At 46.9% G+C, this 15,455-nt stretch carries 15 protein-coding genes; 10 read left to right on the forward strand and 5 right to left on the reverse strand.

Going from position 1 to position 15,455, the window contains the following annotated elements; genetic code table 11:
- Window positions 1-47 precede the first annotated feature (47 nt).
- From IEW88_RS04680 to IEW88_RS04690, 3 genes are all read left to right on the forward strand, one after another.
- Complete coding sequence (locus IEW88_RS04680) at window positions 48-1,130, forward strand: type I restriction endonuclease (protein WP_147903247.1); 1,083 nt, start codon at window positions 48-50, stop codon at window positions 1,128-1,130.
- Window positions 1,131-1,165: 35 nt separating this feature from the next.
- The gene (locus tag IEW88_RS18770; RefSeq protein WP_260394361.1) at window positions 1,166-1,300 is read left to right on the forward strand and encodes a helix-turn-helix domain-containing protein; all 135 of its coding nucleotides are present in this window, start codon (window positions 1,166-1,168) and stop codon (window positions 1,298-1,300) included.
- 70 nt (window positions 1,301-1,370) lie between these two features.
- A complete protein-coding gene (locus tag IEW88_RS04690) occupies window positions 1,371-1,868 on the forward strand; it encodes a DUF1993 family protein (RefSeq protein WP_147903248.1) in 498 nt (165 codons plus the stop codon).
- Window positions 1,869-1,930: 62 nt separating this feature from the next.
- Here IEW88_RS04690 and IEW88_RS04695 read toward each other — a convergent pair whose 3' ends face one another.
- Entirely contained in the window at window positions 1,931-3,472 is a 1,542-nt protein-coding gene (locus tag IEW88_RS04695) for an alpha-N-arabinofuranosidase (RefSeq protein ID WP_147903249.1), read from the reverse strand.
- A 273-nt stretch (window positions 3,473-3,745) separates the two neighbouring features.
- Complete coding sequence (locus IEW88_RS04700; protein ID WP_053423021.1) at window positions 3,746-3,994, reverse strand: HP1242/YdcH family protein; 249 nt, start codon at window positions 3,992-3,994, stop codon at window positions 3,746-3,748.
- 265 nt (window positions 3,995-4,259) lie between these two features.
- Here IEW88_RS04700 and IEW88_RS04705 point away from each other — a divergent pair, with 265 nt between their 5' ends.
- Window positions 4,260-5,705 (forward strand): amidohydrolase family protein, encoded by a 1,446-nt coding sequence (locus IEW88_RS04705; protein WP_147903250.1) that lies wholly within the window; start codon window positions 4,260-4,262, stop codon window positions 5,703-5,705.
- 61 nt (window positions 5,706-5,766) lie between these two features.
- Here the strand turns inward: IEW88_RS04705 and IEW88_RS04710 are convergent, their stop codons facing one another.
- Window positions 5,767-6,543, reverse strand: a complete 777-nt coding sequence (locus IEW88_RS04710) for a hypothetical protein (RefSeq protein ID WP_147903251.1) — start codon at window positions 6,541-6,543, stop codon at window positions 5,767-5,769.
- Between the two features lie 193 nt (window positions 6,544-6,736).
- Here IEW88_RS04710 and IEW88_RS04715 point away from each other — a divergent pair, with 193 nt between their 5' ends.
- Genes IEW88_RS04715 through IEW88_RS04730 form a run of 4 tightly spaced genes read left to right on the forward strand, consistent with a single transcriptional unit; the run spans window position 6,737 to window position 11,466 of the window.
- Complete coding sequence (locus tag IEW88_RS04715; RefSeq protein ID WP_147903252.1) at window positions 6,737-7,852, forward strand: type 1 glutamine amidotransferase domain-containing protein; 1,116 nt, start codon at window positions 6,737-6,739, stop codon at window positions 7,850-7,852.
- A 1-nt stretch (window position 7,853) separates the two neighbouring features.
- Window positions 7,854-8,567, forward strand: coding sequence for a response regulator transcription factor (locus tag IEW88_RS04720; protein WP_147903253.1), 714 nt, complete (start codon window positions 7,854-7,856; stop codon window positions 8,565-8,567).
- The gene (locus IEW88_RS04725) at window positions 8,560-9,807 is read left to right on the forward strand and encodes a sensor histidine kinase (RefSeq protein WP_147903254.1); all 1,248 of its coding nucleotides are present in this window, start codon (window positions 8,560-8,562) and stop codon (window positions 9,805-9,807) included. Before IEW88_RS04720 ends, IEW88_RS04725 begins: the two co-directional genes overlap by 8 nt.
- A 57-nt stretch (window positions 9,808-9,864) precedes the next feature.
- A complete protein-coding gene (locus tag IEW88_RS04730; RefSeq protein ID WP_185148539.1) occupies window positions 9,865-11,466 on the forward strand; it encodes an amidohydrolase family protein in 1,602 nt (533 codons plus the stop codon).
- A 36-nt stretch (window positions 11,467-11,502) separates the two neighbouring features.
- On the opposite strand, the gene IEW88_RS04735 is transcribed toward IEW88_RS04730, so the two are convergent.
- The gene (locus IEW88_RS04735; RefSeq protein ID WP_147903256.1) at window positions 11,503-11,877 is read right to left on the reverse strand and encodes a DUF3224 domain-containing protein; all 375 of its coding nucleotides are present in this window, start codon (window positions 11,875-11,877) and stop codon (window positions 11,503-11,505) included.
- 109 nt (window positions 11,878-11,986) lie between these two features.
- Here IEW88_RS04735 and IEW88_RS04740 point away from each other — a divergent pair, with 109 nt between their 5' ends.
- Window positions 11,987-12,787, forward strand: a complete 801-nt coding sequence (locus IEW88_RS04740) for a helix-turn-helix domain-containing protein (protein WP_185148540.1) — start codon at window positions 11,987-11,989, stop codon at window positions 12,785-12,787.
- Window positions 12,788-12,846: 59 nt separating this feature from the next.
- Window positions 12,847-13,377 carry a DUF6942 family protein gene (locus tag IEW88_RS04745; protein WP_147903258.1) on the forward strand — a complete coding sequence of 177 codons (531 nt, stop codon included), beginning with the start codon at window positions 12,847-12,849 and terminating at the stop codon, window positions 13,375-13,377.
- A 163-nt stretch (window positions 13,378-13,540) separates the two neighbouring features.
- Here the strand turns inward: IEW88_RS04745 and IEW88_RS04750 are convergent, their stop codons facing one another.
- The gene (locus IEW88_RS04750) at window positions 13,541-15,169 is read right to left on the reverse strand and encodes a methyl-accepting chemotaxis protein (RefSeq protein ID WP_147903259.1); all 1,629 of its coding nucleotides are present in this window, start codon (window positions 15,167-15,169) and stop codon (window positions 13,541-13,543) included.
- Between the last annotated feature and the right edge of the window lie 286 nt (window positions 15,170-15,455).

The raw sequence follows: 15,455 nt of genomic DNA on the forward strand, positions 1-15,455 counted from the left end.
CTAATACACCAGCAGTTCGAGTGTGTTGATAACACGAGGATATCGAGATGGATTTTGTCGAACGTTTACAAGTTTTATCCAGAAAAATAGGCCAAATCTCCGGAAATCTGATTACGGAAGAAGCCACTAAAACAGCACTAGTCCTGCCTTTTCTCAATTCAGTTCTTGGTTATGATGTATTTGACCCAACTGAAGTTGTACCAGAGTTCACGGCTGATACTGGTATCAAAAAAGGTGAAAAAGTTGACTATGCCCTGATGAAAGATGGCGAAGTCCAGATACTGATTGAATGTAAAAAGTATGGTGACAATCTTAATACCAAACACTCAGGTCAATTATTTCGCTATTTCTCTGTAACAAAAGCCAGAGTGGCTATTTTGACTAATGGTTCTGTCTATCAGTTTTATACCGATCTGGATGCACCCAATAAGATGGATGAAAAGCCATTTTTAACGCTTGATCTGGAAGATATCGACGAGCATATAGTGCCAGAAGTAAAGAAACTGACAAAATCGTCTTTTGATGTGGAGTCTATAGTCGGAGCTGCTGGCGAGCTAAAATATCTTAATCAGATCAAAAAGTTGTTAGCCGAACAATTTCTAGCTCCTGAAGAAGAGTTTGTTAAATTTTTTGCATCACGAGTCTATGACGGTGTTTTGACTCCAAAAGTTAAAGCGCAGTTTATGGAGATCACCCCTAAAGCCATCAAGCAATTTTTAAATGACAGTATCAATGCGAGGCTAAAGTCAGCTATTGGTGGTGAAGTTAAGGCTCCTCTTACCGAAGATAAAGCAGACACATCTGTTACGTCAGAAACTCAGACTGACAGTGAAAAATCAAAAGTGGTGACTACGGCCGAAGAATTGGAAGGTTACAACATTATCAAAGCTATTCTGCGTCAAAGAGTTGCAGTCAGTCGTATCGTTGCCCGTGATACTCAAAGCTACTTTGGTATTTTGTTGGATGATAATAACCGCAAGCCAATAGCTCGCCTGCACTTTAATGCAAAGCAAAAATACATCGGCTTATTCGACGCAGATAAAAATGAAACCCGGCATCCAATAGAGTCTGTAGATGATATTTTTGGGTTTAGTGAGCAGCTCCAAGCTGCTATTAATTTTTATCTTTAGACCTAGCCAGAGGCGCCATTACGCCGGAAATAGCGTTGCGTTTGGAACTGGTTTTTAGCAAACCTTCGGCTGAGCATTGGCTGCGGTTACAAAACGCCTACGATCTGTGGCTGGTGCGTGAGCAACAAGCACAGTTACAGGTTTTGCCTTATCAGTTGGAATTTGCCTGACACCAGACATAGCAGCGGGTGGCCATAAAGGTCACCCCTACAATTTTTAGCATTGAGAAAGGACAACTCTATGTTACCCAATGTGCTTTTTATTCATCCTTTGCGCCAGATGGCGATGCTGTTGCAAAAGATTCAGCGGCATGATGCTGCTTTGCTGGAGTCAGCTTTAACAGCTGAACAATTTCCGTTATGGCAACAGGCGCAAACTGCCATAGGCTTTTCGTTACGTGCTTGTTGTCCGTTGTGTGATCAGGTAAAACCAGAGTTTGGTCAACCCAAACCAGGCTGGGCTGATTTGGAGCAGCAAATCCATTTATCCATTGAGTTCTTGCAGTCACTAAAAGCAGAGGGTTTTGCAGGTTGGCAACAAAAACGTATTGAAACTACGGCTGGTTTTGCACAACTGGAACTGACAGGGGAGCAGTTTTTGTATCTCTATGCGTTGCCGAATTTTTACTTTCACTACGGCATGGTGTACGCCATAGCCCGTGCTCAGCAAGTGCCTTTAACTAAAGGCGATTTTGATGGCTGGCATCAGTATCCGGAAGGGTTTTCTTTTCTGCGTTAGCTCTGGCATAAAAAAAGGGCAAACTGACTTGCCCTTTTCAGTGCTGTGAGTGACCCGTCAGCTTATTGCACTTTGACTACCAGTATAGATTTAGCTGGTAAGTCGAGGCTGAGCTTGCCGTTTTTACCTGTGGCGCTGAAGGCTGTTGGCTTGATGGTGTCTGGCTTGGCGAAGGTATTGTGAGTATCCATTGCATCGGCAGTCAGTAACTGGCCTGAGACACTATTGATCTGAATACCGTCCAGATTGATCTGCGTTGTTTCGGCTTTATTTGGGTTAGCATTCACCAGCGCCAGATAGACAGAGCCATCTTTAGCTTTGGCTGCTGTGGCGCTGACTGCAGGTATCGCAAACTCACCCAGTTTATATTGCGGCACATTACTTAGCTTCAGTGGTAAGGCTGTCGCATCCTGAAACGGCACATACATTTTAAAGGCATGATAGGTTGGGGTCAGGATCATTTTTTCCTTGTCTGTCAGTATCATGGCCTGTAATACGTTCACCATCTGGGCAATATTGGTCATATGTACCCGGTCAGCATGCTTATGGAAAATATTAAAGTTCAGTGCCGCCACTATGGCGTCTCTTAAGCTGTTTTGCTGATATAAAAAGCCAGGGTTTTCGCCTTTTTCCACGTCGAACCAGGTGCCCCACTCATCGACATAAAAGCCGACTTTTTTCTCAGGATCATGTTTATCCATCACCTTTTTGTTATTGGTGATAAACGTATCCATGGCCAGCGTGCGCTGCATGGTGCTGATCCACTCGCTTTCCGGGAATTGCAGCGCCGCACCTTTCACATCCCATTGGCCTGTTGGCAGGGTGTAGTAGTGGAAACTGACGGCATCCATTTTTTGTTTGATGTTGGCTGTCATGTAGTCAGCCCATGAGGTGTCATCGCCGTGGCTGCCGCTGGCAATCCATTTGGGTGTATTGTTGGCCGGAGTTTTCAGAAAGGTGGTGTAATGCTTATACAAATTGGTGTAGTACTCCACCGACATATTGCCGCCACAGCCCCAGGCTTCGTTGCCTACAGCAAAATAATGCACTTTAAACGGCTTATCGCGGCCATTTTTGCGGCGTAATTCGGCTAGTGTCGACTTTCCTTCGGCCGTCATATATTCCAGCCACTCGGCCATCTCCTGTGGTGTGCCTGTCCCCAGGTTGCCATTGACGTAAGCCTCGGCGCCCAGTAACTCCACCAGATCAAAAAACTCATGGGTGCCGACCGCATTATCTTCTTCTACGCCGCCCCAGTTGGTATTTACTTTCACTGGTCTTTTATCGCGTGGACCTATGCCATCACGCCAGTGGTATTCGTCGGCAAAACAGCCGCCCGGCCAGCGGATCAAAGGGACATGTAAGTCTTTTAACGCGGCCAATACGTCGTTTCGAAAACCTTTGGTATTGGCAATTTTAGAATCCGGACCTACCCAAAGGCCTTCATAAATGCCACGGCCTAAATGTTCGGCAAACTGACCGTAGATATTTTTATTGATCACAGCGCCTTTGGCACTGCTATCAAGCTGAATTTGTGTGGCAGCCAGAGCTGTAGCGCTCAGGCTAAAACCAAGGGCCAGCAATAGTGGTTTTATAACTCGCATCGAGTTCTCCCATTCATAGGTGAAGAGTTTGATTTGTGCTGTCGGTTGGGTGGTGCGGGTTTTTTATACATCCTATTGTAGGACAAAACAACCCTTATGCGCATTGAGAGAAAAAAGATGAAGTGATGCTGTGAAAAAACATAACGAGGTTTTTACCTCAGACTACTGTGAGTGCATCACAGACTTAGGTTGATTCGTTATGTAAAGAGTGGGCGAATAGTGGTGACGCAGAATAAAGAACGGGCCATAGAGGCCCGCCTTAGTTAAATGCTATTACACCGCAGCTTCGGCGGCTTTTATCATCATGTATAAGTCATCTTTTAAGTGCAGGCGTTGCACTTTCTGCTGCTCCAGATAGTCGTCACTGCATACCTCCGCACCTTGCTCAATGCGATGTATTTCGTGATCAATTTCGTGGTAGCGGTTAAACAGCACCGCAAAGTGGTTGTTGTGCTGCTTTAAATGATGGATCTGTTCTTTGTATTCTGGAAATTCGGCATGTAAATCGTGTTTATCTGGCATAGTTTTTCCCCGTTGGTTTTTCGTACGCTGTACCGGTAAAACATGCTCCGGTGTAGACAATACAGCGTTATGCTGATTTGTTACCGTTGTGCTGTCTGTGTGCTGATTTTCATAGTACGCCTTTGCATGGTGCTGTCTTTGATCCAGCACAAGCGGATAGCAGATTAGGATAAGACCAGCGTCGTGATTGTCGCGTTTGACGAGCTGGTCTTAACTGGCTGCAGTACGGCACTATGAAGTCATCATTATTTGTTGTGAGTTTGTGATGAAATTAATCCGTCTTTCTCTGATTGCCACAGCCGCTCTGGCGTTATTCAGCTGTACCCCTAAAGCTACGGCTCCTTTACTGGTGCTGCACAATATTCAATGGGTGGATGTCACCACAGGTCAGTTGGTGCAGGATCAACTGCTGGTGATCCAACAAGATCGTATTCAGGCGATTTTGCCTGAAGCAAAGCTGACTGATTACCCACAAGCACAGCAACTGGATGGCGGTGGCCGCTATTTAATTCCGGGTTTATGGGATATGCATGTGCATTTTGAAGGCCGCGATTTAGTGGAAGACAACAAGCTGTTGTTGCCTGTGTATCTGGCTTACGGTATTACCGGCGTGCGTGAAGCGGCCAGCAATCTGGCACCTGTGGTGCTGAACTGGCGTGAGCTGGTGAACCAGCAAAAGTTACTTGGGCCTAAAATATTTACTGCTGGTCAGAAGTTTGAAGGCATTAACTCCTTATGGGATGGCGACTTAGAAATTGGCAGTGAAGCCGACATGCTCGCAGGTATGGATAAGTTGCAGCAGATGCAGGTCGACTTTATCAAGATCACTGAAAATACCCTGCAACCTGACTTGTATCTCGCGACTATTAAAGAAGCAAAAAAACGCAGCCTGCTAGTGTCCAGCCATGTGCCTTATGGCACCAGTATTGAGCAATTGGCCGAAGCGGGTTTGTCCAGTATTGAACATGCTTCTTATCTGCTGCGCTTGGGTTTTGCTGACGAAGCTGCAGTGGCCGCGCAAGTGCGGGCCGGAACCCTGACTAATCAACAGGCAGCAGAGCACTACAAAACAGGTTTTGATCAGCAGCAGGCGCTGCAAGGTTACCGCATGTTAAAACAGCTGAATGTGGCTGTGACCCCTACTTTAATTGGTGGTCGACAACTGGCGCATTTGCATGACACCGACCATAGCCATGATGAATTTTTAAAGTACCTGACCAAAGATTTTACTTCGAACTATCAATGGCGTATCGATCGTATGGCTAACGAAACGCCAGAGCAGCAGCAACAGCGTAAAGACAAAGAACAATTGATTGCCAGCCAACTGCCTTATCTGCAACAAGCCGGAATAACCTTGTTAGCAGGCAGCGACTCGGCGGCGCTGAATACTTATGTCTATCCGGCTCAGGCCTTACACGACGAACTGGAACTGTTTCAGCAGGCAGGTTTAACTCCGGCGCAAATTTTACAAACGGCCACCATCAATGGTGCGCGGTTTATGCATCAGGACAAAGACTACGGCAGCATAGCTGTCGGGAAAAAAGCTGATTTAGTGTTATTGAATCAAAACCCGCTGCTGGATATTAAAGCCAGCCGCAGTATTGATACCTTGCTGTATCAGGGCAAAGTCTATAACCGTGCAACCTTGGATCAACTATTACAGCAAGCCGAACAACGTAAGCTGGAGCTGGAGCAAAAAACCGGTTCATGATCGGTTGCCGGGATATAGAGGCCGGAGTTATCCGGCCTCATTTCAGTGTTCCATCAGCAGGCTATTGAGCCGCATTTTTATACTCAAGCTGCAGTTTTTCCAGCTCGCCTTTTAGCAATTCCGTATTGCTGTTGGGGCTTTTTAACTGTTGCTCAACAAATTTGATCTGCTCTTTAATGTCGGACTGAGTAGGTTTTCGGTTTTCCAGCGCTTTGGTTATTTCTACCATGCCGACCATAAAGGAGCATTGTTGGTGGTAATAATCTATGTCGTACAGCATTTGGTATGCGCTGTAGCTGCTTTGCGTGGTCGCTGCCAGGCCATTGTAAATCTGCTTTTTGACTTCACTTCTTTTTAGCTCAATAGAGCGCAGTATGGTGGTTGCCAAAGCATTGGCATAAATTTGCTCATTAACTAAAGAGCGGCTGGAGTTTGATAAGGCTGCACCTGCGGATAATGCCGCTTTGGCACTTTCGCCACCCACTACAGTTCCCAATCCGGCCAGTACATTGGTGACTGTGCCTGTACTGATATTCCAGGTATTGGCATTAGAAATAATCAGTGACTTGTGCCGCTCACAACTTTCATCAGACAAGCTCAACAGTTCAAACGCCAAAGCTTCTTTCTTTTCTTTGGTGTTTGCTGCCGCCAAAACCTGCTGAAAACTCTGAGTATTGATTTCGGCATAAGCCTCACCCGTATCAGGGTTAAATTTGATGTAAGGTTTGAGGGTGCCGACAGGTTTAAACACTGGATCAACCCGATAATTTGCCGCTATCTGGCTACAACCGCTGAGGAGTAACAGAGTAATGAAAGCAATTAAAGAATAATGATTCATGCTGCGGTTCCTTTATCTGTTTTTTTGACAGTTGCTGTCGATAGTAAAGATCAAATCAATGCTAGTCCCCTTTCTGGATAAATCCAGTGTTGACGAAAAATTCAGACTGGTTGCTGCATCTGCAGTCTTTTACGCCCTTTTCACTTTTGTTTTGTCACCCTGCAAGCGAACCCTGAACATGGAGTAACAAAAGATGATCTCAACTTTCTTTAAAAAAACCGGGATTGCGCTGCTGGCTGCTTTGTCGCTTTTTGGCGTAGCACAAGCCGAAGAAGCGGCTAAACCCAAAGTGTTACTTGTTGCCAGCAGTTATGGTGTGGCTGGAGATCCGAAAAAGCCGGGCATGGAGTTTGATGAATATGCCATGGCGTATCATTTGTTGAGCCCACAGCTTCAGCTTGAATTAGCCAGCCCCAAAGGCGGCAAAGTGGAAGTGGGTGAATACAACAAAACCAAGTCGTATAACGCTGCTGTTTTAACCCATCCTGACGCTATGGCTTTACTGACCAATAGTAAAAAACTCAGTGACGTCAAAGCCCAGGATTATCAGGCGGTGCTGGTGCTGGGTGGCAAAGGCGCTATGTTTGATTTGGCTGAGCACTTACCTTTACAGCGACTGCTCTCTGAGATGGCGGCTCAGCAGAAAGTTATCGCTGCGGTCTGTCATGGTCCTGCGGCATTGCTGCATGTGAAAAACGCCGACGGTTCTTTATTGCTGCAGGGCAAAAAAGTAGCGGGTTTTAGCAATCAGGAAGAAACTATGTTTGCCAAGGAGATGCTGCCGTTGTATCCGTTTTTATTGCAGGATGCTGTAACCAAAGCGGGCGCTTTGTATCAACAGACCGGCCCTATGCTGCCTTTGGTGGTGCAGGATGGCACACTGATCACGGGCCAAAACCCCTATTCAACTCCGGCTTTGGTTGATGCGATATTAGCTCAGTTGCAACTGAGCACAGCCCCACGTCAGCCTTATCCGGATGAACAGGCTGTGAGCATCATTCAGCAGTTTTTAGCAGGTCAGCCGATACCAGCACAGTTGGATGAAAAGCTGGTAGATATTCCGCTACTGGCGATTTGGGGTTATTACTACCTGCAATTTGCCAAAGCAGACTCAGATCGTCAGCACGCTGTCCAGGTGATGGAGTTAGTCAGTGGCAGCTTTACCGATCCACAGTTTTTAATGGCTCTGGCACAAGGCCAATTACAACTGGGTAATACAAGCCGTGCTGTTGAACTGGCAAAAGCTGTGTTAAAACAACAACCAGACTCCAAAGCAGCACAAGAGTTGCTGAGTAAAGTGAAGGCATAAGTTGAAGCATCAAAGCCAACCTGGCCTACGTATTCTGCTGGTGGAAGACCAGCAGGCGTTGGCTTGTAATATCATCGATTACTTAACAGCTGCCGGGCATCAGCTGGATTATGCGGCTACTGGTACCTTAGCTTTGCAGCTGGCAAAACAGCATAGCTATGACTTAGTGCTGCTGGATTTGATGCTGCCTGATACAGATGGCAGGCAGCTTTGTTCCCAGCTGCGCCAGCTCTGGCTCAAAGCTGTGCCTGTACTGATGTTAACGGCTTTGGATAGTCTGGATGATAAGTTGCAGGGTTTTGCTGCTGGTGCTGATGATTACCTGACCAAGCCTTTTGAACTGGCTGAATTGGCAGTGCGTTGTCTGGCTTTAAGCCGTCGTCATTTACTGAGTATCGATCCGTTATTGCAGCTTGGGCCTTTGCAGATCGACAGGTCGCAGCAGCAAGCCAGCCGTTCTGAACAGATGCTGGATTTACATCCGCTTGGTTATCGAATTTTAGTGGTGCTTGCCGAAGCTTACCCGGCTTTGGTGAGCCGTTCTGATTTAAGTTATCAGCTGTGGGGTGACGAGCCGCCGGATTCCGATGCGTTGCGGGCTCATATTTACCTGCTGCGCCAGCAACTGGATAAACCCTTTAAAGACGCTATGTTGCAAACTGTCTACGGCATAGGTTTTAAGCTGGTATTGCCACAGGAGCAAGCCAATGCATAAACCCGCCCGCAGTTTAGGCCAACGAATTGTCTGGGCTTGTGTCATTTTGGCGCTGTTGTGTGCTTCCTTGTTCAGCTTTTTTAACGTGATTTTTGTCTACACAGTGGAAGACCAGTTCTTTCGTCATCAGTTAATGGATGAAGAAAAACGCCAGTTGCAACAGCCAGAGCTCGTTGTACCTTTATCTGCAGCTATGCAGATTTTGCTAAGCCCTCAGGATTTCCCTGCTGATTTACAGCAGCAGTTTGAACCCAATACAAGGCGCACGGAATACAGTGGTCTGGAAGGGCGGCATTATCATATCCGCTCTTTTATTCACCCCTCAGCCAAAGAGCCGGTCTGGTTAGTGGCCGAAGTCAGTTCGCAGCTGGTGGTGCGGCCGATTCGGGATGAAATGTTTTTATTGTATGGCATCAGCACTTTAATGATGGTGTTGCTGGCTGCTGCTTTGGGTTTTGCTTTAGCCCGTCGTGCGACACGGCCTTTAACTCAATTGGCAGAGCTGGTGCAAAACAATGAATTTAGTCCGGGTTTTGCGTCCGTATTTCCGGCCAATGAAATTGGTGTACTGGCTGACGCTTTAGAGCAAAACTGGTTAAGAGTGCAGGCTTTTATTGCACGAGAACAAGCTTTTAGCCGCGATGCCAGCCACGAGCTGCGCACACCTCTGGCGGTGATCCAAAGCAGCTGTGAGCTGTTATTGGCTCAGCAATGGCCTGCTGAGCAACACCAGCGTTTAGAGCAAATCCAGCATAGCAGCAGGCAAATGAATCAGTTGATCAGCACTTTATTGGCGATGTCGCGTGAGCAGCATTTGGGCCAGACTGAAACCATCAAATTGGCGGTCTTGCTGGAGCAATTGGTGCTGGACCTATCGCCTTTACTGGAGGGAAAAAACATCGAGTTGGAGCTGCAGGTCTCGCCGGATGTGCAGCTACAGCTTAACCCTGTCTTGCTGCAGATGGTGCTGACGAATTTGCTGCAGAATGCTTTTTTGCATAGCGCCCCCGGTACTATTTTTATCAGTGCAGACTCGCAGCAGTTACAGATCCAAAACCCGTTGCACGACGAAGACCAACCGACAGAGCTGACAGCTTTATTTGCCAAAGGCCGGCAAAGCAGTGGTTATGGTTTGGGGCTGGGTATAGTGCAACGGCTCTGTCAGCAAACCAGGCTGGATCTGCAGCTCCACCGCGTTGAACAACGACTGACCGTCAGCTTGATTTGGCCGCAACTTTGACGCTTTTTTCACATCTTCTCCACTATTCTGATGATGATTTATCAGATGGAGCTTCTTATGTATCGGCTATTTTCTCTGTTAAAACAAAGCACACTGACTTTATTGGTTGCGTTGCTGATGTGTTTTGTTGTGCTGGTTGGGTGTGTCAACTGGCCTTTACCTGATGCACCAGGTCCAGCCAGCACAGCTCCTTTGCTGCTGGATAACGTCAGTATTGTCGATGTGGAGACAGGGCAAATTCATCCGCATCAGGCAGTATGGATTGAGCATGGCCGGATTAGCAAAATTGCTGCTTCTGATCTGGTCGCTATGGATAAAAGCACAACAATGCGCACTGAAGTGATGGCCGATGGCCGCTTAAAAGTGCATGCAGGCGGGCGTTTTTTAATGCCGGGTTTGAGTGATATGCACACACATTCGTTACAACTTTCCCCTCAGTTGCATCATCCGCTCTGGATAGCTGCTGGTGTCACTGCAGTGCGGGATTTATCGGGTTGTATGCTGGAACCTGATAGTTTTCAGGCCTGTACGGCAGATAGAAAAGGCTGGCAGCAGGAACAGCAGGCAGGCCAAAGAACCAGCCCAAATTATTGGTTACACAGCAGTTATCAGTTAAATGGCGGGCCTGAAGTACCAGCGAGTTATCCTGCCTTTTTTAAGTTGCAATCGGTTGCTGACGCTAAAGCTTTGGTTGCGCATTATCAGGCGCAAGGCACTGATTTTATTAAAGTCTATGAAAAGCTTAGTCTGCAGCAATACCAGTGGTTAGTGGCAGCAGCTGATGAGGCTGATCTGACTTTGGCCGGACATCAACCCTGGCTGGTGTCTTTTACTCAGATGCTGGAAGCGAGTCAGCGTAGTGTGGAACATGGACGGGTCTTTATTTTTGAATGTGCCGATGCGATCAAAACCTATAAACAACAGCCACTTAGCCGGAGTTTTCAGCCAGAACAATGGCGTGAACTGCTGCAAAGTCAAAATCCGGAGTTGTGTCAGCAATTAATGCAACAAATGGCGTTATCCAACACTTGGTGGAGCCCAACTTTATTAACGCTGCAGCTGGGGGCAAAAGCCGGTGATCCAAGATTCCGGCAGGATGAACGCCTGAAGTTTGTGCCTTATCTGCTGCAGTTGCTTTGGCTGGGTGATGCTGACAGCATGTTGGAAGCAGCTTACGACACCAATGGCCTGAATGTGCATGCCGAATTGCTGCAGTTAGCGCAGCGGCAACTGAAACAAGCTCAGCAAGCTGGTGTGAAAATTTTGGCGGGCACAGATACCCCCGACTCTTTTGTGTTTGCAGGCTCGGGTTTACACGACGAGCTGGCGTTATATCAGCAAGCAGGTTTAACTCCTTTAGAAGTGATCCAGACTGCCACTCTCAACCCTGCTGTTTTTACAGGTATGGCAGCAGAAACGGGTTCAGTGGCTGTGGGTAAAACTGCTGATTTATTACTGCTAAATCAGAACCCCTTGCAGCGTTTAGCCACCATGCGCCAGCCTGAAGCTGTGGTGCTGGCGGGATTTTGGTATCCAAAAGCTTCTTTGCAACAGTTGGAGGCTTTTGCAGAAGACCAGGCTAACAGTATCCAACTAAACCTGCGTTTATTGTGGAATGCTCTAATGAGCGCGCCGGTGCGCCAGCAGTTTGCTGACTAACACTACCCGTCGTACCTGCAGCCACAGCTTTGTTGTTTAACCAATCACATAACTCGCTTGCCCTGCTTCGCCTGAGCTGAAAACTCCCTTCAGGCCCAGCAGTTCCGCATGAGTCGAACTACTGATAATGACAAACTGGCTTTTGGCGACGCCCCGTTCAAAAGTACCACTATGTTGCAGCGTAAGTTGACACAGCGTATCACCAAGGCTGCCGGTGATAAATTCGAAGCCATTAAAGTTGGCCTCTCCGCTGCTTTCATAGCTCAGTTGGTAGTGCACTTCGCTGCTGCCGTTGATATCACCGCTGTAGCTTTGGCTGACCAGGGCTTTGCTAAGTTTGGCTCCAGAGTCAAAAGAGTGGATGACTGTTTCTTGCCAGTTGGTAATTTGAAATGTGCCTTTAAGTTGCATTAGTTTTTCTGCCTTGCCTGATTAATTGTACTGATTTAACAGTATCATGCGGTTAACGCTTGGTATTGTAAAAACACGTCATTCTGACGGTTTGCTGTGGAGTAGGATTTTGCAAAGCAATCACAATCCAATCACCGGGGTGCTGCACCACCATCAAAGCGCCGAGCTGTATCAGCTACGCCGCTATTTCCCCGATGCTGCTCTGGCTGAACTGATTGAGCAATTTTGGCTGGTTGATTGGGATTTGAGTGGTAAGCCCGCTCATACCCAGCAGAACTTGCCCGACCCAAATTTTCACGTCCTGATCAGCCAGGGCACTGTGACTCTGCTTGGGCCTGTCAGCAAAAATTATAGTTATGAAATGCAAGGCAAAGGCCAGATTATTGGAGTGAAGTTTGCGTTGGGCGCATTGGCGGAACTATTGAATTTCAAGCCAGCTGACTTTATCGATCAGCAGATGGATGCGCAGCAGCTGTTTGACATTGATTGCAGTCAACTGCTGGCTGAATTGTCGTTAGCACATAGCGATCAGCAAATCATTGCTATTCTGCATGCCTGTTTTCTGCCTTTTGCAGTGCGCCCCTCATGGCAATGTACCAGAGTGCGGCAACTGGTTGGCCTGATTAAACAACAGTCTGATATCACCAGTGTTGAGCTGTTGGCAGAGCGCAGTGGTGTATCTGTGCAGACTATTCAACGCTGTTTCCGTCAGTATCTGGGCCTCAATCCAAAATGGCTGATCCGCAAGTATCGGTTGCATCAGGTCTTACTGCTGTTGGAACAGCAATCCGTAGAGAGTGCTGATCTGGTGGAAGCCTTGGGTTATAGCGATCAGTCGCATTTGATTCGCGACTTTAAAGAGTTTTTGGGCGTGACTCCAACAGCCTATAGTCTTCATCCGCGAAGCTGAAGGCAAAACGGCTAAAATCCTTTACCATAACGGCAGTTTTTAGCGGATGAGACAACACAGTGATTGGATTAGGGGATCAAAACGCCAGCTTTCGGGTTTATGTGGAGAACAGACCCAAAATGCCACAGTACCAGCAGCTATTTGACTGCGAAGCGATGCAAAAAGGTGATATCGACCTGATTTACCAACACTGTGGTAATGGCTGGCGCAAGTTGTTTAATGTCTACGCCAAATTGCTCTGCGTTTTGGATCCAACGCGCTTTCCCTTCCCGACTCAGGCCAGCAGCTGGCAGCAGTATCGTGATCAGTTTTTATTACAAAAAGCTTCAGACACAGCTTTGTTATTTGATATGCCGCAGCTAAAACCTGCCGATACCACTATCCATTTAATTGCTGGCCGCACCCACGCTAAGCAACTGATTGAGCGGGGTTTAGCTTGTCAGCTGCATTGGCTGAACGAAGAGTTTGCGATAGACCCCAGCAACAAAGTGCTGGTGACACCTTACTTTGATTACCGGCAGTTGAGTAATGAAAAGATCGCCTTTAGTGCGGGGTTATTAAAAACTTTAACCTGCTCCCTTTGTACATAAACGATTAGCTCGACAGGTACTCAGACCAATAGCGCTGATTCGTCAAGAAGTGCCTTAGTGCAGTAAAGATTTTGTAATCTGCAATCAAGCAGCTTTTGAAAAAACAAAACTCAGCTAAAAGGAGGCCGTTAAACAAAAGGCCTCCTTTTTCAACGTGCAGTGATCAAGACGTTCTGAATTGTTTAACGTTGAGTTCCAGTGTTTTTGCCAGCTGCTCCAACTGTTGGCTAGCCGCAGTAATTTTAGAGGCTTCCAACTCAGCTTGAGTCGCTGCGCTGGTGATTTGGTTAAAGTTACGATTAATTTCTGCGGCAACAACGGATTGCTGTTCCGCTGCAGTCGCGATCTGAGTGTTCATATCGCTGATCAACGTCACTGACTGGTTAATAGCGCTAAGTGAATCCCCGGCTCGTGTCGCTTGGTCCACACTCAATTCAGCCTGAGTTTTGCCTTCATTCATTACGTTTACTGCTTTGAGTGAGCTGCCCTGCATTTTTTCGATCACCGTTTGGATTTGGCGGGTCGACTCCTGAGTGCGGCTGGCAAGGTTACGTACTTCATCGGCAACAACAGCAAAACCACGGCCTTGTTCGCCTGCGCGGGCTGCTTCTATGGCCGCGTTTAAGGCCAGCAAGTTAGTTTGTTCAGCTATGCCTTGAATGACGTCTAATACTGAACCAATCTGACGGCCATCTTCTGATAAATGGTTAATCACATCGGCTGCTTCAGCTACTTTATCCGCCAGTAACTTAATGCTGGCCTGAGTTTTTCGTACTTCGTTTTGGCCTGCGTTAAACTCATTCATCGCGTTATGAGCAATACCTGCAGCTTCGCTGGTGTGATTCGCAACCTCACTTACAGTGGCAGACATTTGTTGAATAGCACTGGCACCTTGTTCTGTTGCTCGTTTTTGATTGCCGATCAGATCTTCGTTGTGATGGGCGGTCTGCAATAGATTTTTTGACGCTGTGAGTAACTGCTCTGCTGCCCGCATTGAGTTTTTGGTCATTTCAGACATATGCACTGTTAAATCGCGCACTGCGCTTAAGATACTGTCAGGTGCACCTACCTGTACTTGTTTGGTCAGATCGCCTGAAGCAATGTATTTCAGCACTTGTGTCGCATACTCAGGCTCACCACCTATCAAGGTTTTTAATCTATTTACTGCTCTTATCGCTACAAAGCTGCCAATCATCATGGCGAACGCTGTTACGCTCAGCATAATCCATTGAAAGCTGTTGGTTTGTTCGCGAGCTGCGGTGACTTGTTGTTGCACCAGCGTTTCCTGGTAATCGATCAGCTTATTGATGCGTTTTAACCATTCGCTGTAGGACGGTGACACAGTCGTTAGCAAATAACTGGTGGCTTCGTCGTGGCGTTCGCTATTGATCATCTCTAATAATGTTGCGGTCAGGGCTAAAGTAGCAGTCTCAATTTGCTTGATCGATTGCAACAATGCCGTTTCTTCACTGCTGTGCTTCTCTTTTCGATACATTTCATCAAGAGGTGCTGCCGCTTTCTGGTAGAAATCATTCAGCCGGATAATGTCGTTTTGATGAATTTGTGAATTGGCTTTATTTTGTACCAGCACCGCATCACGTATAGAGATGGCTCTGTCGTGCACGCTGCCCCTAAAGTTAATGGCGTAACGCTGCTCTACGGCAGTCTGCTCAGAGAGTTGGGTTAAGTTATTGTCTGCAATGCTTATTTTCACTAACCCAAGTAGGGTAATACCTAGCATGATGATCAATAAAATTGCGAAGCCTGCGTATAAGCGTTTAATGACGTTCATTTATTACACCTTGCTTTTTTTATCATGGAGCAAATTATCTATGCAGTCCCAGTGTAGCAGTTGCCCTTACCTTCAACTCTGTTTATTGCCGGATAGTGAGTGCTTTAAGTTATTTATTGATGATTTGGTAAGAAAGTCATCTATCGAGCTATTGGGTACGAGCTTTTTCTGAGAGTAGACTTAGTGGGCAGTTGTTATTTGGCAAAAACCTCAGTGAGTCTAGCCGCGACATAGGTTGAGCTATGCTGCTTGGTGGTGACCGATTTAAATAACTGATGGGCGTTGG

The organism is Rheinheimera tangshanensis (assembly GCF_014645135.1).
Lineage (GTDB): Bacteria > Pseudomonadota > Gammaproteobacteria > Enterobacterales > Alteromonadaceae > Pararheinheimera > Pararheinheimera tangshanensis.

Coding starts and splice junctions, on each gene's coding strand:
- IEW88_RS04680 (WP_147903247.1), top strand. CDS start 48: ATGGATTTTGTCGAACGTTTACAAGTTTTATCCAGAAAAATAGGCCAA.
- IEW88_RS04710 (WP_147903251.1), bottom strand. CDS start 6,543: ATGAATCATTATTCTTTAATTGCTTTCATTACTCTGTTACTCCTCAGC.
- IEW88_RS04690 (WP_147903248.1), top strand. CDS start 1,371: ATGTTACCCAATGTGCTTTTTATTCATCCTTTGCGCCAGATGGCGATG.
- IEW88_RS04735 (WP_147903256.1), bottom strand. CDS start 11,877: ATGCAACTTAAAGGCACATTTCAAATTACCAACTGGCAAGAAACAGTC.
- IEW88_RS04700 (WP_053423021.1), bottom strand. CDS start 3,994: ATGCCAGATAAACACGATTTACATGCCGAATTTCCAGAATACAAAGAA.
- IEW88_RS04725 (WP_147903254.1), top strand. CDS start 8,560: ATGCATAAACCCGCCCGCAGTTTAGGCCAACGAATTGTCTGGGCTTGT.
- IEW88_RS04715 (WP_147903252.1), top strand. CDS start 6,737: ATGATCTCAACTTTCTTTAAAAAAACCGGGATTGCGCTGCTGGCTGCT.
- IEW88_RS04695 (WP_147903249.1), bottom strand. CDS start 3,472: ATGCGAGTTATAAAACCACTATTGCTGGCCCTTGGTTTTAGCCTGAGC.
- IEW88_RS04705 (WP_147903250.1), top strand. CDS start 4,260: ATGAAATTAATCCGTCTTTCTCTGATTGCCACAGCCGCTCTGGCGTTA.
- IEW88_RS04730 (WP_185148539.1), top strand. CDS start 9,865: ATGTATCGGCTATTTTCTCTGTTAAAACAAAGCACACTGACTTTATTG.
- IEW88_RS04750 (WP_147903259.1), bottom strand. CDS start 15,169: ATGAACGTCATTAAACGCTTATACGCAGGCTTCGCAATTTTATTGATC.